19 protein-coding genes and 2 tRNA genes are annotated in these 21,415 nt (G+C 48.0%); 7 read left to right on the top strand and 14 right to left on the bottom strand.

The window, feature by feature from the left end:
* Positions 1-22 precede the first annotated feature (22 nt).
* Positions 23-1,882, bottom strand: coding sequence for an OmpA family protein (locus GF401_10835; protein MBD3345545.1), 1,860 nt, complete (start codon positions 1,880-1,882; stop codon positions 23-25).
* Between the two features lie 197 nt (positions 1,883-2,079).
* Here GF401_10835 and GF401_10830 point away from each other — a divergent pair, with 197 nt between their 5' ends.
* Positions 2,080-2,961: an HDOD domain-containing protein gene (locus GF401_10830; protein ID MBD3345544.1), complete on the top strand. Its 882-nt coding sequence runs from the start codon at positions 2,080-2,082 to the stop codon at positions 2,959-2,961.
* Between the two features lie 49 nt (positions 2,962-3,010).
* On the opposite strand, the gene GF401_10825 is transcribed toward GF401_10830, so the two are convergent.
* From GF401_10825 to GF401_10810, 4 genes are all read right to left on the bottom strand, one after another.
* A complete protein-coding gene (locus GF401_10825) occupies positions 3,011-5,020 on the bottom strand; it encodes a pyruvate carboxylase subunit B (protein ID MBD3345543.1) in 2,010 nt (669 codons plus the stop codon).
* An 11-nt stretch (positions 5,021-5,031) separates the two neighbouring features.
* A complete protein-coding gene (locus tag GF401_10820) occupies positions 5,032-5,985 on the bottom strand; it encodes an acetyl-CoA carboxylase carboxyltransferase subunit alpha (protein MBD3345542.1) in 954 nt (317 codons plus the stop codon).
* A 15-nt stretch (positions 5,986-6,000) separates the two neighbouring features.
* Complete coding sequence (locus tag GF401_10815; protein MBD3345541.1) at positions 6,001-6,834, bottom strand: acetyl-CoA carboxylase carboxyltransferase subunit beta; 834 nt, start codon at positions 6,832-6,834, stop codon at positions 6,001-6,003.
* A gap of 467 nt (positions 6,835-7,301) precedes the next feature.
* Positions 7,302-7,679: a DUF2294 family protein gene (locus tag GF401_10810; GenBank protein ID MBD3345540.1), complete on the bottom strand. Its 378-nt coding sequence runs from the start codon at positions 7,677-7,679 to the stop codon at positions 7,302-7,304.
* Positions 7,680-7,906: 227 nt separating this feature from the next.
* On the opposite strand from GF401_10810, the gene GF401_10805 reads away from it, so the two are divergent.
* Positions 7,907-8,644: a hypothetical protein gene (locus GF401_10805; protein MBD3345539.1), complete on the top strand. Its 738-nt coding sequence runs from the start codon at positions 7,907-7,909 to the stop codon at positions 8,642-8,644.
* A 79-nt stretch (positions 8,645-8,723) separates the two neighbouring features.
* Here GF401_10805 and GF401_10800 read toward each other — a convergent pair.
* The 7 genes from GF401_10800 to miaB form a co-directional block, all read right to left on the bottom strand.
* Positions 8,724-8,798, bottom strand: a tRNA-Cys gene (locus tag GF401_10800).
* Between the two features lie 29 nt (positions 8,799-8,827).
* Positions 8,828-8,903 (bottom strand) — tRNA-Gly (locus GF401_10795).
* A 214-nt stretch (positions 8,904-9,117) separates the two neighbouring features.
* A complete protein-coding gene (locus GF401_10790) occupies positions 9,118-9,384 on the bottom strand; it encodes a hypothetical protein (protein MBD3345538.1) in 267 nt (88 codons plus the stop codon).
* The gene (gene gatB, locus GF401_10785; GenBank protein ID MBD3345537.1) at positions 9,381-10,805 is read right to left on the bottom strand and encodes an Asp-tRNA(Asn)/Glu-tRNA(Gln) amidotransferase subunit GatB; all 1,425 of its coding nucleotides are present in this window, start codon (positions 10,803-10,805) and stop codon (positions 9,381-9,383) included. Before gatB ends, GF401_10790 begins: the two co-directional genes overlap by 4 nt.
* A 57-nt stretch (positions 10,806-10,862) precedes the next feature.
* Positions 10,863-11,693 (bottom strand): tetratricopeptide repeat protein, encoded by an 831-nt coding sequence (locus GF401_10780; GenBank protein MBD3345536.1) that lies wholly within the window; start codon positions 11,691-11,693, stop codon positions 10,863-10,865.
* Complete coding sequence (locus GF401_10775; protein ID MBD3345535.1) at positions 11,554-12,000, bottom strand: DUF1049 domain-containing protein; 447 nt, start codon at positions 11,998-12,000, stop codon at positions 11,554-11,556. The genes GF401_10780 and GF401_10775 overlap by 140 nt, the downstream gene beginning before the upstream one ends.
* A gap of 1 nt (position 12,001) precedes the next feature.
* Positions 12,002-13,264, bottom strand: coding sequence for a tRNA (N6-isopentenyl adenosine(37)-C2)-methylthiotransferase MiaB (gene miaB, locus GF401_10770; GenBank protein ID MBD3345534.1), 1,263 nt, complete (start codon positions 13,262-13,264; stop codon positions 12,002-12,004).
* 204 nt (positions 13,265-13,468) lie between these two features.
* On the opposite strand from miaB, the gene GF401_10765 reads away from it, so the two are divergent.
* The 5 genes from GF401_10765 (at position 13,469) to GF401_10745 (ending at position 17,738) form a co-directional block, all read left to right on the top strand.
* Positions 13,469-13,636, top strand: coding sequence for a hypothetical protein (locus tag GF401_10765; protein MBD3345533.1), 168 nt, complete (start codon positions 13,469-13,471; stop codon positions 13,634-13,636).
* Between the two features lie 343 nt (positions 13,637-13,979).
* A complete protein-coding gene (locus GF401_10760) occupies positions 13,980-14,498 on the top strand; it encodes a phospholipase (protein ID MBD3345532.1) in 519 nt (172 codons plus the stop codon).
* A gap of 149 nt (positions 14,499-14,647) precedes the next feature.
* Positions 14,648-15,898, top strand: a complete 1,251-nt coding sequence (locus tag GF401_10755) for an ArgE/DapE family deacylase (GenBank protein MBD3345531.1) — start codon at positions 14,648-14,650, stop codon at positions 15,896-15,898.
* A 30-nt stretch (positions 15,899-15,928) separates the two neighbouring features.
* Complete coding sequence (locus GF401_10750) at positions 15,929-16,765, top strand: peptidase M55 (protein MBD3345530.1); 837 nt, start codon at positions 15,929-15,931, stop codon at positions 16,763-16,765.
* Positions 16,766-16,772: 7 nt separating this feature from the next.
* Positions 16,773-17,738 carry an ATP-grasp domain-containing protein gene (locus GF401_10745; protein ID MBD3345529.1) on the top strand — a complete coding sequence of 322 codons (966 nt, stop codon included), beginning with the start codon at positions 16,773-16,775 and terminating at the stop codon, positions 17,736-17,738.
* A gap of 37 nt (positions 17,739-17,775) precedes the next feature.
* Here the strand turns inward: GF401_10745 and GF401_10740 are convergent, their stop codons facing one another.
* The gene (locus tag GF401_10740) at positions 17,776-19,893 is read right to left on the bottom strand and encodes an endopolygalacturonase (protein MBD3345528.1); all 2,118 of its coding nucleotides are present in this window, start codon (positions 19,891-19,893) and stop codon (positions 17,776-17,778) included.
* Between the two features lie 105 nt (positions 19,894-19,998).
* The gene (locus GF401_10735; protein MBD3345527.1) at positions 19,999-20,964 is read right to left on the bottom strand and encodes an alpha/beta fold hydrolase; all 966 of its coding nucleotides are present in this window, start codon (positions 20,962-20,964) and stop codon (positions 19,999-20,001) included.
* Between the last annotated feature and the right edge of the window lie 451 nt (positions 20,965-21,415).

The following is a 21,415-nucleotide window of genomic DNA, read 5'->3' as shown; positions in this document are numbered from 1 at the left end:
AGGCGCTCCCCTTAGTTAAGTACTAATCTATCCGGTGCAACTCTACCCGCCGGTTCATTGCCCGGCCGTCCGCAGTCCGGTTGCTGGCAATGGGATCTTCTTCACCCATGCCTACCGCTCTCAGACGGGACGGATCTATTCCTCTGGTTACCAGATAATTCATAACAGCTTCTGCCCGTTTCTGAGACAGAATCTTATTCGCGCTATTGCTTCCAATGCTGTCGGTATGGCCTCGGATCTCAACTTTTACCTCGGGCCATTCTTTAAGCGACTCATATACTTTTTCTAAAATCTGATAGGAATCGCCGGTAAGCACTGCGCTACCGGACTCAAAATTGACACCTCGGAGAACAACCCGGCCCCGCTTGATTTCCTTGGGCTTGGGTTTCTGCATGGGACATCCATTATTCTCGGGAACACCTTTTGTATCAGGACATTTATCCACACTATCGGGAACACCATCCTGATCGTTATCCAGGTCGGGACAGCCGTCGTGATCCATAAACCCGTCTCTGTCTTCAGGATCGGCCATACACTGATCGGATGTATCGGGAACACCGTCCATGTCGTTATCGAGATCGGGACAGCCGTCATCATCTTCAAAACCGTCGACATCCTCAGCCGCCATAGGACACTTGTCTTCCAGATCAGGAACCCCGTCTTTATCGTTGTCGAGCTCAGGACACCCATCTTCATCTTCAAAACCATCCTTATCTTCAGGATCGGTCGGACATTTATCATCTAAATCGGATATGCCGTCCATATCGTTATCGAGATCGGGACAGCCGTCGGTATCTTCGTATCCATCAAAATCTTCCGGGTCCTTGGGACAGCGATCGATATTATCTTTAATACCATCCTTGTCTTCATCCTGGGGAAGGATAAAACCACACCATCCGATTGTCAGATTCGCCCGCCATCGAGGCTCAACATTTGTCTCAAAGAGGTTATTATCGACGTTATAGGTATGATGGGTCGAATCGGCTGAGAGATTGATATCTCCACCAAGGGTAATGTAAAAACCGCCGGGAGGGGTAAAGGAAATTCCGGGCGACAGGCGAATCGGATCTTCCCCGAGACGGAACCCGTCTTTGACGTTGCCCACTTTGGTTTCGCCGCTGAATTCGGTAAACATTCCAAACCACTTTGAAGGATGATATTCGAATCCGAGATTGAGCAGAAACAGATTATCCAGATCTTTATGCATGGTAAACCGGGCGCCGAAATTCAGATGCAGTTGAAGTGGCGCTTTTCGTTGAAACTGATTGAGATCCAGTGTCCATAGCATCTTGAGATCGAGTTCAGTTGCTTTCGACGTATACATTGCCGTAACATCGCCGGTGTCCGAATCGGTCTCCCGGAAATAATAGGTATGACGAGGTATCCAGCCGTCATCTCTGCTCCCGGTCGGAATACTGATTCCGCCGAAAAAAGCAACCTCGAATACCGTTGAGTGAGGATAGGGCGGATATTGAAACTTGCCGGTTAACTCGAGGTCACCAAAATTGCCGGTAAGTCCGAACGGATCGTCATCATCAATAAATATATTATCCCAGTATACCGGCATGGTGAGCGAAAAATCCAGAAAATTAGTGGCACCATAGCCAATGCTTGGAAGCAGGTTGGCGGTAAACATTCCGATATCGGTGGAAGAATCACCATTAAGGGCATGGATAAAATTCTTGTCAAGACTTGCCGCGGTATTTGCACTCACCACCAAACGGCCCATACGCAATGTTTTGGCCGAATGAGTATAGAACAAACCGGTTTGTCCGTTGCGATTGATTATGGGCGCGGGAGAAATAGCGCTTAAACTAACAGACGTAAAAACACACAGAAAAATAGACAAACGGCAAAAGCAAGTGGTCATAAGAGTCTCCATCCAGCCTATAAATCAGGCACTTGGATGATATCATAGTGTATACAATATGTCAAATAAAAATAATCATTTAGATAAGAAATGTGCAACAACCTTTGATTTTTAATCTTTTTTGAATAATGGACATTATGATTCCGAGAAGATATACTTTAAAAATCGGCCCATTAAAATGGTAATATTCAACAGGTGTGGCACAATTCATGGCCTTATCGAACTATGCTCAACTCCAGGAAAAAGTAAGCGGCATCAGCAACCTGCCGACACTTCCGCAGATTGCATCACGGCTTGTAACAACGATCAACGATCCGACGACATCGGCAAATGACGTTGCTTTTCTGGTCAGCCAGGACATGTCATTATCGGCAAAAGTGCTCCGGCTTGCAAACAGTGCTTTTTACGGAATTCCCAGGAGTATAACAAGTATCCAGCAAGCGGTGGTGATTCTGGGTATGAAAGTTATTAACACCATGGTACTCAGTCTGACGGTCTTTGATATGTTTCCCCAGGACAAAGGTTCCCGCCTTTTTAATCGCGAAGCTTTCTGGCGCCATTGTTTAGGCTGTGCGCTCATATCGCGCATACTTGCCGACACCATGAAATCCTTTGTTATTTTTGATTCTGAGGAAGCGTTCGGTGCGGGACTGCTGCATGATATTGGAAAAGTTGTCATGGAACAGTACTTTCATGAAGATTTTCATAAAGCGCTGACCCTTGCGCAGGAGAAAAATATTTCCTTTTTTGATGCGGAAAAAGAGGCTCTCGGATTCACCCATGTGGATATTGCCGGCTGGCTGACCGAAGACTGGAACCTTCCCCAGGAACTGCTGCTCCCACTTATTCATCACCATGCACCTGCGGAAAGTCAGGAATATTCCGATATTGTTGCACTCTGCCACTATGCAGACTGGCTCTGTTATCAAACCGGAATAGTTATCGACAGTTCCTATGCGGCCCCGAAGCTGGATGAACAGTCTGTTGCCAAACTGAACATCGACCAGAAGGTGATCGAAAAAATTAAAGGATCTATCGATCAGGAATTAAAGAAGATGACGGTCTTTTTCGATCTTGTTTCGGGTAAATGAAAATGTGTTGAAATATTGATCCGCCGTATCAGGATCAATACTCCAGCTTTCACTGCAGTTCTTCGATCGATATAAGCGGCTGGTCCTTTTTCACATTTTCGCCGTCAGCAATGAGAAACTTAACAATCCTGCATTTTATTGGAGCTTCAATTTCATTAAACAGTTTCATTGCTTCGACAATACAGACCTTATCGCCCTTTTCAACGATATCGCCTTCACTGACAAACCGCGGCTTTCCCGGTCCTGCGGCAGAGTAGAATGTCCCGACCAGCGGGGATATTATTGATGTGCCGGTTTCCGGTTCAGCAGTACTTTTCGGTGCACCGGGGGCTTCGGCGGATGTTTCCTCGACAACGTCTTTTGTCCCAAGATGCCGAATCGATTCAGACACTTTAATCGATTTTCTCCGGGCGGATTTTGACGCCGCGCCCGGACCATGAAGCGTCAGGGAAAAATCTCCTTTAGCGATAACCAATTCATCAAAAGCGATTCCTTGCGCATTTGCCAGAAGCTCACTGATTCCGGAATAATCGACCGGATCGAGGATGCGTTTGACTTTTTCTTCTACTTTCGACCGGGCAGCGGACTCCTGTTCACACTGAGCGATTTTTTGCTCTTCCTGTCCCATCTGACGCAATTCGGTATCGGCGGGTATTTCCGGCCGCTGGTCCGGCGGAAGCTTGCGCCATTTGAAATACTCCAGCGAGGGTTTCGGAAGAACACAATAGGAAAGAATATCCTCTTCGTGCTCGATTAGTTCGGGATCAAGCCCTGCCGTTGCCTTTGGAAGCATCGGCGGGAGATTATCGGCCGGCCGATGATCGACAGGTTTTTCATCTCCCATAATCTGTTTAACGAATTCCGGATCGACGGGTCCAGGAGATCGTCCATACAGGCCCCGCACATAATCTTTCACTTCATTAGGAACCATTTTATACCGTTTCCCGGTCACTACATTGACAACCGCCATAGTCCCGACAATCTGACTTGTTGGCGTTACCAGGGGCGGATATCCGAGATCTTTTCGTACCCGGGTCACCTCTTCAAAAACCTCGGGCAGCTTATCGAGGGCGCCCTGCTTATCCAGCTGGGAACGAAAATTGGAAATCATACCGCCGGGAATCTGATGCACCAGGATGTGAGGATCGATCACGGCCCTGGAAGCCGACCGCTGGATCCGTTTGGGTGCCAGACTTTCCATGAATGTGGCGACCTTCTGAAGCGCATCCATATCGAGATCAGGAGAATAGCTGGTTTCTGAAAAGATGGTTGCCAGAGCCTCGACCGGAGGCTGGGAAGAAAATCCGGCCAAGGTGGATATTGCACAATCGATCGCCCCTGCTCCTGCTCGTACCGCCTCGACATAGGTTGCCGTGGCCATACCACTCGATGAATGACAGTGGAGCTGGATCGGAACACGCACTTCTTTGATAAGCGTACCAACCAGCCGTTCTGCTGCAAAGGGAGTCAGAATACCCGCCATGTCTTTAATGACCAGTGAATCGATTCCGATAGCAACCTGTTCCTTTGCATACTCAATATACTTTTCGATTGTATGAACAGGGCTTATGGTATAGGAAAGCGTTCCCTGTGCATGACCGCCATGCTTTTTAACCGCTTTCACGGCAGATTCAAGATTTCTTGTATCGTTGAGTGCATCGAAAACCCTGAAAATATCCATGCCGTTTTCACAGGCCAGGGCAACAAACCGATCCACAACATCGTCGGCATAATTGCGATATCCAACCAGATTCTGACCACGCAGAAGCATCTGAAGCGGGGTTTTTTTTGCCTTGGATTTTATCATTCTCAGACGTTCCCAAGGGTTTTCCCGCAAAAAACGGAGGCAGACATCAAATGTCGCACCGCCCCATACTTCAAGTGAGTAATACCCCACATTGTCGACCGTATCGATAATGTTCATGATATCATCAGTACGCATCCGGGTCGCCCATAATGATTGATGTGCATCACGAAAGGTCGTGTCGGTAATTCGAAGCGGTATTTTGTGCAGTTTTTCTTCTTTTGCTTCTTTTTTTGGCTGGTGCTTTTTAGACATGGAAATTCTCCTTAACTGGCAAACATCCCGATACTGGAATACTTCTCAAATCGTTTTTGCACAAGTTTCTGGCCGGATGAACGATTTAATTTATTAATATGCTTAACAAGTGCTTTTTTAACATTTTCTGCCGTGGCTTGATAATCATGATGTGCACCGCCGGCCGGTTCAGGAATTATTTCATCGGCAATTCCCAGATCTACCAGTGATGGTGCCGTAAGCTTGAGCGCTTCGGCGGCTTCAGGCGCCTTTGCAGCATCACGCCACAGAATCGCCGCACACCCTTCAGGAGTAATAACCGAATAAATAGAATACTGGAGCATCAGTATAACGTCGCCAACACCGATTCCTATTGCCCCACCGCTGCCGCCTTCACCCATAACACAGGCGATAACCGGAACTTTGAGCTGGGCCATTTCGATGAGATTCCGCGCAATGGCCTCATGCTGACCCCGTTCTTCAGCATCCTTCCCCGGAAACGCACCCTGCGTATCGATTAATGTTACCACCGGAATTTGGAATTTTTCTGCAAGTTTCATGAGGCGAATCGCCTTCCGGTAGCCTTCGGGCCGGGCCTGGCCGAAATTACGCTTGATATTATCCTCAACACTTCTGCCCTTATTATGGCCGATAAGCATAACCCGGCGGCCTTCAAGAGTAGCAAAACCCCCGATAAGCGCCTGGTCATCAGAAAACCGCCGGTCGCCGTGAAGCTCGAAAAATTCGCTGAACATTATCGAAATGTAATCATCCAAAATCGGCCTTTTAGGATGGCGGGCGATCTGAACAATCTGCCAGGGTGTCAGATTCTCGTATATTTTTTTCCGGTGCTCATCGCACTCCTTCTCAAGTTCCTTGATCTGATTGGTAAAATCTCCCTTTTTATCTTCCGACAACTTCTTGAGCTTGGCTATCATATTTTCGATTTCAACAATTGGTTTTTCAAACTCCAGCGTTGGTTCCATGATACGCGCCTCCGGTTAAGATTTCGGCTTGTAATAAGCGAGTAATGCGGCAAGTGTATTTTTCATGTCCTTCCGCTGCACAATGCAATCGATAAAACCATGTTCGAGAAGATATTCCGCTGTCTGGAAATTATCGGGAAGCTTATGTTTGATAGTTTGTTCGATAACCCGCCGTCCGGCAAAACCGATCAGGGCGCCCGGCTCAGCGATGTTGACATCTCCGACCATTGCATAAGATGCCGACACTCCACCGGTCGTGGGATGGGTCATGACCGATATGTAGGGAAGGCCTCGTTGGTCGAGACGGGCAATCCCGGCACAGGTCTTGGCCATCTGCATCAGTGAAAGCATCCCCTCGTGCATGCGTGCGCCACCCGAGGCAGAAAAAATAATGTAGGGAAGGCGATGATTATAGGCGAGATTTGCCGCCTGAAGTATTTTTTCGCCAGTCCCGCTTCCAAGGCTCCCGCCCAGAAAACGGAAATCCATTACCGCAACCACAACCGAATTCTTATTGATCTCGCCCGTGCCGGTAATGACCGATTCATTGAGACTGGTTTTTTTCCGGGATGCAGCTACTTTTTCGGTATAGGAACCCTTGGCATCGGAAAAGGTCAGCGGATCGGAAGGGGTAATCTCCTGGTGAATCTCTTTAAACGTACCGGTATCGAAAATCTGTCCGATTCGCTCATAGGCAGTAATCCGGCCATGAAAATTGCACCGGGGACAAACACTTAAATTATTGGTCCAGTCTTCTTTGAAAACATGGGCTTTGCACGATCCACAGCGTATCCAGAGTTCATCTTTTACTACCTTTTTTTCATCCTTCGGTTTTGTGAACCAACCCATAGTGAACCCATCCTTTTGTCAAGGTAGATTCGAATTTCAAGATTCGAAATTCGAATAAGAATACTTTCCTGCACTTTTTACGGTACCAATCACCTGTCACCTTCGCTCCGACGGATACCGGGACGAATGTAATTTACCCGACACGACGCCCTCACAGCCTGGATTCATTTCCCATATTCATGGCTCGAGTTTACTGTTTGCCATATTGCATTCTCCCGCCGGGCAAAAGCGACCTTGTCAAACGAAAATTGTTTCTTAAGATAAAAAAACCTCAAAATGCGCTTGCCTTAAAAGGCATTTTGAGGAAATCCATTCCCGCCTGCGCTGGCTAAACCGGCCCACACCGGACTTGATTCACCTGAATAAAATTTTCTCTCTTAGGCTTATGCACCAGCCCGGCCGATAGCCATATCGACCGCTCTCCACATCAACCCCATAACGCAATAAATTACATCTCTGCAAAAGTATCAAGCAAACGACAACGGCTTATCCAGGATAAGAATAATAATTCGCTCGCCCGTTTGGGTGCTGAGGTCTGTATGGAGGCTGACAACCTTACGCCGGACTATGGTTTTAATCATGCCATCCAGTATCGGACGGTTACTCTCAATCAATTCGATACGCATCTGCTTGACCAGATCCCGCCCCTTTGCCTGTCGCTCGGCCTTTGAAAGCTTCAACTCCGCCTTGGTCAGAATCCCTTTCAGACGGATGATCACCATATCACCAATGATAGAGGTCCTGGTTTCAAGCGGACCCCGCCCCATATATTCTTTCTCGAATTTTGTCACCGCATCACTGATAGCGGCTTCGACTTGTCCCTTTGAGAGTAATTTACGTGACATGGTTATCCCAGGTTAAAATAAGATGGCGTTCGCCGGTTTCCGGTCGCTGGATAGCGGAGAGATAGGCATCTCTCTCACCATCCGGAAACAAGCAACCAGCATCCAGCACCTGCGCACGTCCGAAACGGCGACACGGCTATAATTTAATTTCCGATCAAGATTTTTTGCAAAATATCCGATAACTATATATAATGGTATAAAATAACATTTTACGAAGGATTTGCCGTATGATTATTGTTACCGGCATGCATCGAAGCGGAACCAGCTGTATTTCGGGTCTCCTGGAGAAATGCGGCCTCAGCCTGGGCACAAGTCATCCGATTCACGACAACAAGCATCCCACTAATCCAAAAGGACATTTCGAAAACCTTCAGACGATTGCGATTAACGAGACCATACTGAAACATGCTGGCGGTACCTGGTGTACTCCGCCTCCCCACAAGAATATTGCCACAATCGGACAACAGGTCGGCCATTTTATCCAGGCCTTTTCCAAAAGTTTCAACGGCGATATTGTGAAAGATCCCCGCACCTGCCTGACTATCGATGTTTGGGAGCAATTTTGCCCTTCAATAGAAAAAATTGTCTTTTGCCTCCGCAACCCCCTGGCTGTCGCCAAATCGCTCAACTCCCGTGACGGAATTCCGATGGAGATCGGGCTGGGACTCTGGTTTCACTACGTTACGCAATTTTTTCAAGGGGTGAAAAAAGCACCGGTTATTATCGTCGAATATGACAACTTGGCGGACAACTTTGAATTTGAATTTTCCAGCCTCATAAGCGCTCTCAATATCCCTCTCTCACAGGAGGAAATGCTTGAGCGGACCTCGGGCTTTTACGAAAAATCCCTGAATCACGGCGCTACCTTCGATGAACTCTACCTGTCGGTCCTGCCGCCCCATATCCGTGACGCCTATAAAGTGCTTAAAAAGCGTACATTCTCGACCATGTGCACGACGGCGTGAGGGTAAGGGATCGAAAGATCGAAGAGAAAAGCTTATCTTCACCAGGATTTCGGGTTTCGAATTGCGAGTTTATATAAGATGGAGGCGGCATCCAGATTCGAACTGGAGAATAAAGGTTTTGCAGACCTCTGCCTTACCACTTGGCTATGCCGCCTGAAATTCGGGGAGGCCCATAAAAAGGAATGGAGCGAGAGACGAGATTCGAACTCGCGACAACCACCTTGGCAAGGTGGGGCTCTACCAACTGAGCTACTCTCGCCCGAAACATTAAAAGATAGTTTATGATTTAAGTAGTGTCAATAGAAAGATTGCGGCTGAGACAGAGTAAAAGAGATAAACGATGAGGACTAATGAGGAGACGTTGGATTAGAGATAACAGTTTAAGACAAAATCCCTCTACCCTGTATCCTGATTTCGACACTTCGGCAGGCTCAGTACATTGCCTGCGACTTTCGACATTCACCACCTTTTCCTTACTTCGGATTCCATGCCTGCGACGTGGTCATGACCGCCAGAATGAAAGCCATCATTCCTACGGCAAGACCGACCTGTTCCTTGAAATTGAACTCCCGTTTGACAATTTTCAGTTTTTTTGTATGTGAGGTATCCTGTTGTGCCTCAGAGGAATCCAGGGAATGTTGCTGATACGTCGTATCGTTCAATTCGTACCCGAAATTCTGTGTCTGTCCTGAAAAGACCAGGGCGGAGCCGAAAAAAATTACAAATAGCAGTTTTTTCATCCTAGAAGTCCGCTGACTAGTTTGTTGATTTCCTTTGGGTTGCCTTTGCCCCTGGTGGCTTTCATCACCTGACCGATAAAAAAGCCTGAAAGCTTTTTCTCGCCTTCTTTGTACCGCTTCGCTTCATCGGGGTGCTGAGCAATAATATCCTCGGTGATACGCTTTAACTCCGATGTATCGGAAATCTGCTTAAGCCCCATTTCATCGATCAGGGCTCCGGGATCTGCATTACGATTCTGGATTTCGGCAAACACCTTTTTTGCAGCATTGGCCGACACTGCGCCGTCTTTGACAAGCCCCAGCAAGTGGCCCAGCCGCCAGGGAGTAACATTCAACTCTTTAAGCCCGGTTTTTTTATCCTTTGCTATTCTGAGCACTTCACCCATCACCCAAGTTGCAGCCATTCTGGCGTCACCACAGGATTTGAGAACCTCTTCAAAATAATCGGCAACCTCCCTGGTATCGGTCAAAATCTCGGCATGTTCTTCGGTGAGATTCATCTGCTGCATGAACCGTTCTTTCCGGGCCTCGGGAAGTTCGGGGAGGTTTTCCTTTACGGAATCGGCCCACTCTTTATCGATAATCAACGGAACAAGATCGGGATCGGGAAAATAGCGGTAATCGTGCGCATGCTCCTTTGTCCGCATCGCCACGGTCCGGTTTTTCTGAGCATCCCATAAATAGGTCTCCTGCCGAATCTGTCCGCCGGATTCCAAGACCTCCTGCTGACGGAGCCGTTCGCTTTCCAGCGCCTTTTCAACGCCCCGGAACGAATTCATGTTTTTCAGCTCGGTTTTGGTGCCGAGTTTTGTCTCCCCTTTGGGTCTCAGCGAAATATTGGCGTCGCATCGAAGGCTGCCTTCCTCCATGTTGCAGTCGCAAATATCAAGATACTGAAGGATTCGTTTCATTCCCGCCAGATAGGCATAAGCTTCCTGCGGACTCCGCATGTCGGGTTCGGTCACGATCTCGATCAGGGGCGTTCCGCACCGGTTGACGTCAAAGAGCGAATCTTCATCCTGGTCATGAATCAATTTACCGGCGTCTTCTTCGAGATGAATCCTCAATATCCGGATTTTCTTTTCGGCGCCGTTTACATGGACCGTTATAGCGCCGTTTTCACAGAGCGGTAATTCGTATTGCGAAATCTGATACCCTTTGGGAAGATCGGGATAGAAATAGTTTTTCCGGGCAAAGATCGATTTCTGCGCGATCGTGCAGTGGACCGCCTCTCCCATCAGCATGGCCATTTCCACGGCATGGCGATTGAGCACGGGAAGTGCCCCCGGCAGACCAAGACACACCGGACACCCATGGGTATTGGCATCATCACCAAACATCGGCTTACAACTGCAGAATATCTTCGTATTGGTTTTCAGTTGCGCATGAACTTCAAGCCCGATTACTGTTTCAAATTCCACCGTTACGCTCCATTACTGTTATCGGTTTGCAGGGAAATATACGAAAATTACCGACCATTATTGCTGTTGTTGCAAGGCTTTGTAGCCTATGTCACGGGGCACAAGATTTTTCTTTGCATAAGATTCGGCTTCTTCCCTGGAAAGGAATTCACCGATGCGCACCCTGAAAAATTCCCTGTTTTTTATTACCGCTTTTTCAATAGATAGTATATCGAAGTATTTTTCCAATTCGGCTTTTCTTTTCTGAGCATTTTCTATGGATGAATAGGAGCCGACCTGAAGCACGTAAGCACCCGCCTTTGTCGGGAAAGAACCTTCTGATGTGGCGCCTGAAGCCTTTTCACAGCGCTCCACCATAGAAATCAATGAAGGATCATTAACGAGCTTATACGCATCTTCAAAATATCGAGTTGCTTTCTCATAGTCGTTTCGCATGTAATAAAGGCTTCCGAGGCGATAGAGGGCTTCAACCCTTACAGGTTCTGCCGCATCGCTGTCAGCGGCAAGAATTTTAAAATAAGATTCTGCCTTGTCTGCTTCCTTTTGAAAGAGCGCATAGGCCAGAATAATTTCGGGATCATCGGGATTTTCTTTATACGCAGCATCGACAAGACCCGCTGCTTTATCATACGCTCCCAGCTCCATTAACCGGGCCGCCGAATCGAGCGGTGAAGTACTGCCTTCAGCAATACACAAAAGCATGCAAATAAGTGCCGGAATACCGGCTCGCCTGACAAAATTTTTACCTTCAAGAATGAGTGTCATCCCGATCAAGAAACCTTTCCGTTTCGCTGCTTGAAGTCTGTGGTGTCTTTTCCGGTTCCGGAGAATGCTCCGAGTGCGGAGCAGGGTCAGGATCAGACACCGGTTCCGGTTGTGGAAGCGCATGGGTTGTAATCTTTTCGGGTTCCTGCCTGCTTTCCAGCTCCTTTTCTAATCGCTTGATAATCTTATCTCTTTTGTGAATCTCAGCCCGGAGCGCAATGTTGTAGTAAACCGACATAAGTATACCGATCAGTAAACCCAGGCCCAGTGCACCGGCAACATAAAGATACACCGGGATGGCAGGTGAATTATAGGAAAATATCTTTGCCGAGACCTGCTGCTTGAAAGGTTCCTGAATAAAGGTAAATATAACTATCCAGGCGATCAGAAAGGATGCGGTAAAAAAGAGTGCCCATTTAAAAAATTTCATATCATATCCTTTCGGCAATAAGGGTCATACCCGAGCTGGCGGCGATCCTGACCTTTAAAATCGTTCCTGATATGTCTCTGTCGCAAGGCACAAGCACATTCTTGCAGCCGTAATCCTTTCCCATCCAGAAACGGTCCTTTTTTTTCTGGCGACCGGTGATCAAAACCCCGGCATTTCTTCCCGTCATGGAATTGTAATACGCCTTGGTAATATCGGTCTGCAGATTAATAAGCTCAGTGAGCCGGGCCTTCTTTTCTTTCTCCGGAACAGCGCAATCCATGGTCGCCGCCCGGGTCTCATCACGCCTCGAATAAGCAAACATGAATGCCGAAGTAAACCTCACGTCCTCAAAGAGAGAAAGGGTTTCCCTGAAATCATCAACCGTCTCCCCGGGAAACCCGACCATGACATCGGTGGTAATGTCGGCATCGGGAATATACGATCGCAGCATATCGATCTGACGCAGATAGTCGTCCCTGGAATACCCACGGTTCATCAGGGTCAGTATGCGGCTTGACCCGGATTGCACGGGGAGATGAACATGGTTGCAGAGTTTGGGATAATCGGCGATTGTCTTTATGAGCTTTTCGGAGCAGTCTTTAGGATGGGAGGTGGTGAACCGAATCCGCTCGAGTCCGTCGACATGATGGATTCGGGCAAGCAGATCGGGAAAGTCATACCCATCGGCATCATAGGAATTAACATTCTGCCCTAAAAGCGTTACTTCTTTTGCCCCCCGGTCGACCGCCCGACCGACCTGCCGCTCAATCTCCTTTACGGAAACCGAATGCTCTCTTCCCCGCACAAAGGGCACAACACAATAAGAACAGTAATTATCACAGCCCCGCATTACAGGGATAAAAACACTGATCGCCGCACGGTGGTGCTTCCCGCCGGGAGAGAGAGAAAGGCCGGCAAGATAGCTGTCGAGTGTCCGGTCGATATACTCGATTTCCGGCGCACCGATCACCCGATCGATACCCGGAATCTCATTTATCAGTGATTCACCCATACGCTCGGCCATGCAGCCGATCACCCAGAGCATCTGTCTGTTACCGGTTTTCCCGGCGGCAATTTCCCGAATCCGGGCCATCGCACGCTGCTCAGCATGGTTCCGGACACTGCAGGTGTTCACAAACACCAGATCGGCAGTATGAGAAGAATCGGTTTTCTTAAAACCCCGGTCATCCAGAAGCGACGCCAACAGGTCGGAATCCGAAACATTCATCTGGCAACCAAAGGTATGAAAAAAATATGTGAGCATAGTAAAACCGGTGTGTCGTGATTTATCGACCTAAAGAAAATTATGAATGAACAGAACTGAATATTTCACTGTAAAAATAACATTTTGCACTGAAATTCTCTGATTTTGACAAATAATTGCGGATTTATGCTAAAGTTACGAGCAAACCGCCCGATATATTAAATGAGTAATACTCCCCAGAACCCTAACCGGAAGAGGCTAACCATGGATGGAGTCAGTTCAGTAGCCCAATCAGTGCAAGCCCTCAATCAGGTCCTCCAGAGCGCCAATAAAGAAACCGTCGAAATGGCCGAAAAAATGGTGAAAGTCAATGTCGAAATGGCCCTCGGCGCCGAGCTGGGTAAAGGTGGGAGTGTCGATGTGTCGGCCTGAATTTTAGTGTAGAATCGCCACAAATAATTTAATATCAATGAATTAGTGCCCTTCAACAAGTCTTGCAACACTATCGCTTAAAGACTAAGGCCCCCGTATTGCCCTTAACTGAATGATTTTGCTTGAATTAGGCGGGTCGGAGGCCGGAATGACGGTCAAACGAATACATCACCGAACGTACGAACAAGACCACTAAGTCGCTGAATCAGCCTAAGATATAGCGTAAACATGTTTCAATTATGAATTTTTCCATGCAGCTAACCGGCTGGTTATAAAGCGATCCATCAATCAAAATATTCCCCATCCACTACAATAAATCATTACAGAGACTCTTGTGAACGCCATAGAATTTATTACCAACACCGAAATATACGATCGAGTCGTCACCGGCAAAATTCCCGAGGCCCGGTCATTTGTATGGATCGCAACCGCCGATATCAAGGACCTCTATGTTGCAAAGGGCACAACGATGGTTCCTTTTCTGGAAATCCTCTCCGACCATGCAGGTAATGGTGTTTCGTTGCGCCTGATGCATGCAAAAGAGCCGGGGCCGGCATTCCGAAAGGATTTTGACCGCTACCCAAAACTTATCGAAGGGCTGGAAAGGATTCTCTGTCCACGAATTCATTTCAAATGCGTTGTTGTCGATGGCGAATTTGCCTATAGCGGCAGTGCGAACCTCACCGGCGCCGGCATGGGTGCGAAAAGCGAGAACAGAAGAAACTTTGAGTCGGGCTTTATCACCTCCAATAAGGATCTTGTTTCACAAATAATGGAACAGTACGATACCGTTTGGATGGGAGCGCATTGCGCCACCTGTCAGAGAAAGAAATATTGTGCCGATTTCAGCGATATTATGTGAACCACTCACCAGATTCCCGATAATGACAAAGGCATTTCCCGAAAGCGGGAAAACCCCGTCTCTTTGCAAGGGAAAGAAAGTGCTTATTTGATACTTAAGCGCATCAGTGCCGGCATAAATATTGCACCTATTTTTTTTATGGGGTTTTTATGAATAGTGCGGGAAAAGAAAATCTCAGTCGCGAATTAGATACTCAGGTCGATCGTTCCAGTGACGAAATTCGGGAGTTCCTCACAAAATTTATCGGCATTCGGAGCTACTCGGAAAAGGAATATGAGGCACAGGAGTTCCTCAATGAATGGTTACAAAGCGCCGGTTTTAAATCACATCTCATAAGCACAGTCGACAAACACTACCGGCGAAAGACCTTCCATTTTCAAAGCAACGGCACTTCACCTGCCCCGAATCTTGCCTGCCCTCTTTCTTCACCGGGCAAGGGGAGGAGCCTGCTTATCAATTCTCACTCCGATGTTGTCCCGGTTCACCATGAAGAGCTTTTCACGCCAAAGGTAGATGGCGACAAAGTGTTCGGACGAGGGGCAGTGGACGCCAAGGGGCAGATTGCCACCTGGATCCTTGCGTTTCTGGCATTGAAACGTGCTGATGTTTCTCTCAGGGGCGAATGTATCGGATCATCGGTGATCGAAGAAGAAACCGGCGGGAATGGATCGCAGAGCTGGATACGGGATCAGAAAAATCGGGATCTGGTTATTGTCATGGAACCGGCCGATTTGATTGTCCACCCCGCGGCGCGAGGGGGACTCTGGTTTCGAATTACCACCACCGGGGTTCCGATTCATCTGGGCCGATGGTGGGAAGGCGAAAGCGCATTTGAAAATCTCGAAATCATTTTAAAGCGGATCAGGGAATGGGAACAGAAGATTGTTGAGGAGAGCAAGGGGATCGACCTTTTTCCCGATAATCCATCGCCGGTACGGGTGAATGTCGGGGTTGTTCGCGCAGGCGACTGGGCAGCCAGTGTACCGGCTGATGCAAAAGCCGAAGGCGGCGTTACCTTTTTACCCAATAAAAACACCAGTCAGATTCATGATGAAATGCGCTCCATCGTCAAGGCCGTTGCCCGTGAAAGGGGCTTTGAGGCCGATATCGAATTCCAGGAACTCCAGAATGAGAGTTATTTCATGGACATAAATCATCCCGGTGTAAAGCTCCTGGATAAAGCCAGGAAAGAGGTACTGGGAACATCGGCCATTTCAGGATATCTGGCGTCATGCGACGCCCAGCTTTTCTATCATAAGGCGGAAATGCCTGCCCTGGTCTTTGGCCCCGGCGACCTTCGGGAAGCCCACTCCGATCATGAATTTATCACCATGCAATCGATTCGTGACGGCGCAAAGATTCTTTCCCGTTTTATCGTTGACTGGTGTGGCGTTGAATAAAGACAGAATTTATGAAATTGTAAAAAAGATATGAGCGAAAATGGTGAAACAATGAAAATACTCATTATTGCAGATATGGAAGGTCTCGGGGGTGTTGTAGCTGCCGAAGAATGCGATGAAACACATCGTGAATATCCGGCGTTTTGTGAGGTCATGACGAGTGAAGTCAATGCTGCGGTTGAAGGAGCTTTTGCCGCAGGGGCAACCGATATCGTTGTTAATGATTGTCATAATTTAGGGCGGAATATCATTCCTGAAAAGCTCCACCCGGATGTAGTACTGGCCAGAGGGCAGCCCCTGCCCGTAATGGTGGCGCCGCTGGATTCCTCGTTCGACGCTCAGATTCTCATCGGCTTTCACGGAAAACGGGGAACCGCCCGGTCGGTCCTCGATCATACATTAACCGAAAAATTTCATCTGATAAAAATAAACGGCGTCGAGTACGGGGAAGCGGCTATGGCCATGGCCTATGCCGGTGAACTCGGTATTCCCACTGTATTCGCATCCGGCGACGATAAACTGGATGCAGAAATAAAGCAGGTCATCCCGAATATTACAACTGTCGTGGTTAAGAAGACGATGAGCCGGACAAGCGCCCTCTGTTTTTCACCCTCACAGGTGCGTTCACAAATTCGCGACGGTGTACGCCAGGCTCTTGAAAACCGCACCACGATTAAACTCTTTACGCCGGAAACACCTCTGGAACTGGAAATCGAATTATTTGACAGCGGGGCGGTGGATCAAGCCGTTTGCCTTCCGGAAGTACAAAGAACCGGAGGACGGACTATTACCGCCAAATTCGAGAATTTTTCATCTCTTCTTAAATGGTTCAGCATTTTACCAAACGTTATTGAAGGCCCGCAATGAGGTGCATATGAGAATAACAATCGCCTACAACGGAAAAGCCGATAAGTCGGAAAGCCAGGCCGAATTGCTCGAACAATCCTATATCGACCGGGTGCGTGAATGGACAGAAAAACTCAACCATACCGTCACGCCCGTAGATATGACCTGCTCAAATTCCGAGGCGGTGGACCGGCTGCTCAACTCCTGCCCCGAAATGATCCTCAATATTGCCGAGGGTACAGAAGGAACAGCCCGGGAAGCTAAATACCCGGCAATATATGAACAACTCGGGATCCCCTATACAGGCGCCAATTCAGCAATGCTCCTTGTCAGCCAGGATAAGCGGTTATGTGAAAAAATTTTCGAGGTATGGGGTGTTCGTGTTCCTCGTGGTATCATTGCAACTCCTCAAAATCCCGAAATCCCCGATAGCCTTCACTATCCGCTTATGATTAAGCCCAACTATGAAGGGTCGAGCAAAGGAATCTATGAAGATTCTATTGTCCGTTCGGAACAGGAAGCACAAAAGGTCATAACCGACCGGCTGGAAAAGTATCCGGCAGGGGTCATCATTGAAGAATATATCGAAGGAAGGGAATTTACGCTGGGCCGCCTTGAGACCTGGCCGCGAAAATATCTTGAAATTGTCGAGTATACCTTTGGCGACAAAGAAAACATTCATGATTTTGAAACAAAGGAAAAGGAAGAAGAATCCATTATCTGTCCGCCGGATATTACACGAGAACAACGACACGCTATTGTGAGCATTGCCGATCATGTCTTTCGTATTATGCCCTGCCCTGATTTCGGACGGGTGGATTTGCGTATGAAAGAGACCGGGGAAGTGTTTTTAATCGAGGTTAACCCGCTAACCAGCCTTCGATGGAACAGCGCAATGATTCTCGGAGGAAAAGCAATCGGTCTCGAAGCACATGAAATAATCAATTACATTATTCAATCGGCCCTTTCGCGATATCATATTCCGCTCCACTGATAGATGATGCGGTCATGAAAATAGATGCAAGACAAATCTAATGACGGGCTTTTATGATGGTAACGCCGGCGGGCAGGCTTTTAAACCGGGCAGATGATATGGGTGAATCGATTATCCGGATACCCCTCATTCGTTGTCCTTTCAGATTGTAGATATCAAAATCACAATCCAGGCCGGACATTAAAGATCCCTTTCTCCCGGTCATAACAAAAAGGGAAGGTACGAAGTTTTTTCCCGGTAAGTGGGAATTGAAGCCGGAGAGGGTAGGAACAGCCTGCTTTGTAATTCCTGTATAGAGGGGCAGGACAAAGGCGCCATGGAAATCAACCGAATCCGGTGATTCCTCTACAGCTTCTCTTACCGGAAGGTTTTCTTTCAGCAAGACCTCACAGGCGTCTCCGCGCATTTCATGCACCACCGTCGTATAATAGGTTTTATAAAGGCATTCGCTGATACTGATTGACACATTTGCATTATCGTTAATAAATGCAGGCTGACCGGGCGGGGGCGGCGCCCCATAAGCCGGATAGATATTTCCTCCGAGAATTTCGGTGCTGCCGCCGTTGTTTGTCTCGACAATTGTTCCTTGCATCTCGGTTTTCAGCCCCAGTATCCATAGCAAACCGCCGTCATTGATGATTTTAGCGCCGTCAATTTCAGAATTTAACTGACGGGCCCAGACGGTCTGATTCTTGAAGTGCAGTGGCGCAGCAACAAGGTCTTCGATAAATATTTCACCAGGCCCTTCACCGGTAATATTTATCATGCTGCCGGCAACCACCAGCCTTCTCCCCGACGCCTGTTCTACCGTTATATTATCTTTGTTCTCCAGACGCTCAAAAATCACCGCCGGCGATTCGCCGTCGACAACCTTGAACCCACCACTGCCGTACAATCTGGTTTCCAGGCCGATCACGCGGGTAATCGTCCCGCCGACAATAACCGTACCATCGATGCGAAAACTCCCGTTGGGAAAATAGAGCGTGGACTTGCCGGCGTCGGCAGCCTGCTGAACAGCAGACGTAATATCGACTTCACCCCGGATAATGGAGGTGTCCGACATGTCAAGAAAGTGGGTCGGGCTCACCCATTCGGAAAGATCATCCCACTCGACTTCAGGGGTCTCTTTGATATCCATACCAAGCGAATGGCTCGGAGAATCAAATAACGTGTAAATGTCATGGGAGACGAATTCACTTATCGAATCGCCCGTCACATTCCGGCGATGACCCGCCCTGTTTTCCACTGCCTTCCGGTATCCACGTGTGGCAACATTCCTCGCAAAGAACGTTGCCTCGTTAATAATCGCCGGAACCGATTGTGCATTTTCTTTTCCTTCGAGCCTGGAATCGATAAGAACGATATGCCCCGAATGCAACGCATTATACACAGCGGTCACCCGGTTGTTACTTAGTAGCTTTCTAATCGAGAGGGAGTGACGTTCATTATAAATTCCATACTCCTGCTGATCCTCGATATGGATATGCTCAAAGGTGACGCCGTTTTGCAGATATCCTGTTTTGATACCGATATCAAAACCGCGGATCGACACATTTTTTATCAGGCAAGGTCCGATTTCCGCGGTATAGGACATATCAAGGCCTATTGCGCCGGTCAGATCCTGAGAAACGATTGCGACATCCCTGATACACCCCTGATTTGACGCATTGAACTGGACGCCGATCGCCCCGTTATTGCCGGTTCCGACCGAAACGGTAAGGTTTCTGACCGCATTCCGAAAACGCTGCGCAGGACGGTCTCCGGTATAAATGATTGGCCTCGGATTATTCTTTGAATTAAATCCCGGACAGTTTTCCTTGAGCCTGATTATTGTATTTTTCCGGCTCTGGCCCTGAAGAATTGTCCTTTTCTCCCTATCTCCGGGGTTGGTACCAAAAGGCCATCGCAGGGTTGATGACACCCTGTAGGTTCCGTTTGGTAAGTATATGATTTTATTTGCACTTGGATAGCCGGCAAGCGCGGCCTGGATCGCTTCGGTATCATCGGTTGTATCGTCGGGAACGGCATTATAAGGTGGGTCTGTAATATCGATAACACCGCCGTCGGAGGGAAAAACAATATTCTCCGCCTTGCTCGGTGCGTATAGAAAGCAGAAAATAACAATGCCTGGTGCTAAAACATGATTTAAGCGCATAACGAATCACTCCCCCTGCTTCCTTTCCCACTATAAGATAGGTGGTCGTTCTCTTTTTAGCAACAATTAGTATGTTTTTGTAAATCCGGCACTAATTTTTATGCCTTAAGCGCCGCAAATAAAATCCGTCACCCTTGTCTCGTGCCAGTATTCACGTTCCGGATTAAAACCGACAAATCCAACGTGACCGCCCGATTCGGGCATTTCTAAAAACAGATATTTACTCAACCTGGCTTCGATAATCGGATAGCACTGGTCGGGAAGCATGGGATCGTTTTTGGCGGAAAGGCAAAGTGTCGGAACCGATATATTTTTCAGATACCGCTTACAGCTTGCTTTTCGCCAGTAATCTTCGGCGTTGGTAAATCCGTTATGCGGAGCGGTATAACGATCGTCATATTGTTTGAATGTTGTGATGTACTTAAACCCCTTATCATCAATTTGGCCGGGCATGCGCTCCATTTTCTCCCGTATTTTTTCGTGAAAAAATTTTAAAAATCGTTTCATGTAAAGCCCGTTTGACCGCCGCGCCATATGCCGGGCGCATGATTCCAGATCACAGGGAACCGAAATCGCAGCAGCGCCAATAATGTACGATGGAATTTTCTTTCCCTGTTCGCCGAGATATTTCAGCACGATATTCCCGCCGATACTGAACCCGATCAACACGATTCTTTCGCACGGTTTCGTTGCATGCACGTGCTGGATTGCCAGATCGAGATCATCCGTTTTCCCGCTGTGGTAGGATCGAGGGTACCGGTTCGGTTCTCCGCTGCACCCCCGAAGGTTCATCGATACCGTGCTCCATCCCCGACGGTTGAATGCTTGTGCCATGCCGAGCATGTATTTCCGCCGTGAGTGCCCCTCCATGCCGTGCACGAGCACCGCATAGTTGCCCCCGCCGGTTTCAGACCAGTCAAGGTCTATAAAATCGCTGTCCGGCGTCTCGATCCGCTCGCGCACATACGCCACATCCGTAATTTTCCTGCAAAGCGTGGAATATAATGTCTGAATATGGCCGTTTGAGAATAACAGCGGGGGACGGTAAGTTGAAGTACTGATTATCGGCATAGGTCTTTAAAAATAGCATTATCGCGGCGTAATAAATAATATTTTTTCATGAAATTGCCTTAGAGTCCCTAACATAATGAGGTACGTAACGATGGCTGAGCGAGAAGACCCAGTGGCGAGGCAGGCGAAGCAGACATATCCGCTGAGATATGGCGATGCAGCCCAACGAAGCCAATGGGTTTTAGCAGCTGGCCGGAGTAGGATTTCATTTTGTTAGGGACTCTTAATTATTGAAAATGTCGGGATGAAAAAGAAAATGAGTCAACGACATCCCCGGAAATCGATCTCTAAAAGACACATGATATCGCTCACCACCCGGCAGAACGGCGCACTGTTTTTTGCCCTTTCATTCCCTCGGCATTCCGAAGCCTCTTCGACCACCGTTCCTTGAGCCGGTAACCGAACTCCTTGAGCATATCGATTGTGTCGCACTCTTTCGCCTGCGTTTTTT

The organism is Chitinivibrionales bacterium, assembly GCA_014728215.1.
In the GTDB taxonomy this organism is placed as follows: Bacteria; Fibrobacterota; Chitinivibrionia; order Chitinivibrionales; family WJKA01; genus WJKA01.
Note: the sequence above shows the minus strand (reverse complement) of the source record. Positions and strands in the feature narration are given on the sequence as shown.

What these genes read in the sequence shown, in the direction of transcription:
- GF401_10820 (MBD3345542.1), bottom strand. Translation starts at nt 5,985, where the DNA reads ATGGAACCAACGCTGGAGTTTGAAAAACCAATTGTTGAAATCGAAAAT.
- miaB (MBD3345534.1), bottom strand. Translation starts at nt 13,264, where the DNA reads ATGCTCACATATTTTTTTCATACCTTTGGTTGCCAGATGAATGTTTCG.
- GF401_10815 (MBD3345541.1), bottom strand. Translation starts at nt 6,834, where the DNA reads ATGGGTTGGTTCACAAAACCGAAGGATGAAAAAAAGGTAGTAAAAGAT.
- GF401_10735 (MBD3345527.1), bottom strand. Translation starts at nt 20,964, where the DNA reads ATGCCGATAATCAGTACTTCAACTTACCGTCCCCCGCTGTTATTCTCA.
- GF401_10830 (MBD3345544.1), top strand. Translation starts at nt 2,080, where the DNA reads ATGGCCTTATCGAACTATGCTCAACTCCAGGAAAAAGTAAGCGGCATC.
- GF401_10745 (MBD3345529.1), top strand. Translation starts at nt 16,773, where the DNA reads ATGAGAATAACAATCGCCTACAACGGAAAAGCCGATAAGTCGGAAAGC.
- GF401_10825 (MBD3345543.1), bottom strand. Translation starts at nt 5,020, where the DNA reads ATGTCTAAAAAGCACCAGCCAAAAAAAGAAGCAAAAGAAGAAAAACTG.
- GF401_10755 (MBD3345531.1), top strand. Translation starts at nt 14,648, where the DNA reads ATGAATAGTGCGGGAAAAGAAAATCTCAGTCGCGAATTAGATACTCAG.
- GF401_10805 (MBD3345539.1), top strand. Translation starts at nt 7,907, where the DNA reads ATGATTATTGTTACCGGCATGCATCGAAGCGGAACCAGCTGTATTTCG.
- GF401_10780 (MBD3345536.1), bottom strand. Translation starts at nt 11,693, where the DNA reads ATGCGCTTCCACAACCGGAACCGGTGTCTGATCCTGACCCTGCTCCGC.
- GF401_10765 (MBD3345533.1), top strand. Translation starts at nt 13,469, where the DNA reads ATGGATGGAGTCAGTTCAGTAGCCCAATCAGTGCAAGCCCTCAATCAG.
- GF401_10775 (MBD3345535.1), bottom strand. Translation starts at nt 12,000, where the DNA reads ATGAAATTTTTTAAATGGGCACTCTTTTTTACCGCATCCTTTCTGATC.
- GF401_10835 (MBD3345545.1), bottom strand. Translation starts at nt 1,882, where the DNA reads ATGGAGACTCTTATGACCACTTGCTTTTGCCGTTTGTCTATTTTTCTG.
- GF401_10740 (MBD3345528.1), bottom strand. Translation starts at nt 19,893, where the DNA reads ATGCGCTTAAATCATGTTTTAGCACCAGGCATTGTTATTTTCTGCTTT.
- GF401_10810 (MBD3345540.1), bottom strand. Translation starts at nt 7,679, where the DNA reads ATGTCACGTAAATTACTCTCAAAGGGACAAGTCGAAGCCGCTATCAGT.
- GF401_10750 (MBD3345530.1), top strand. Translation starts at nt 15,929, where the DNA reads ATGAGCGAAAATGGTGAAACAATGAAAATACTCATTATTGCAGATATG.
- GF401_10790 (MBD3345538.1), bottom strand. Translation starts at nt 9,384, where the DNA reads ATGAAAAAACTGCTATTTGTAATTTTTTTCGGCTCCGCCCTGGTCTTT.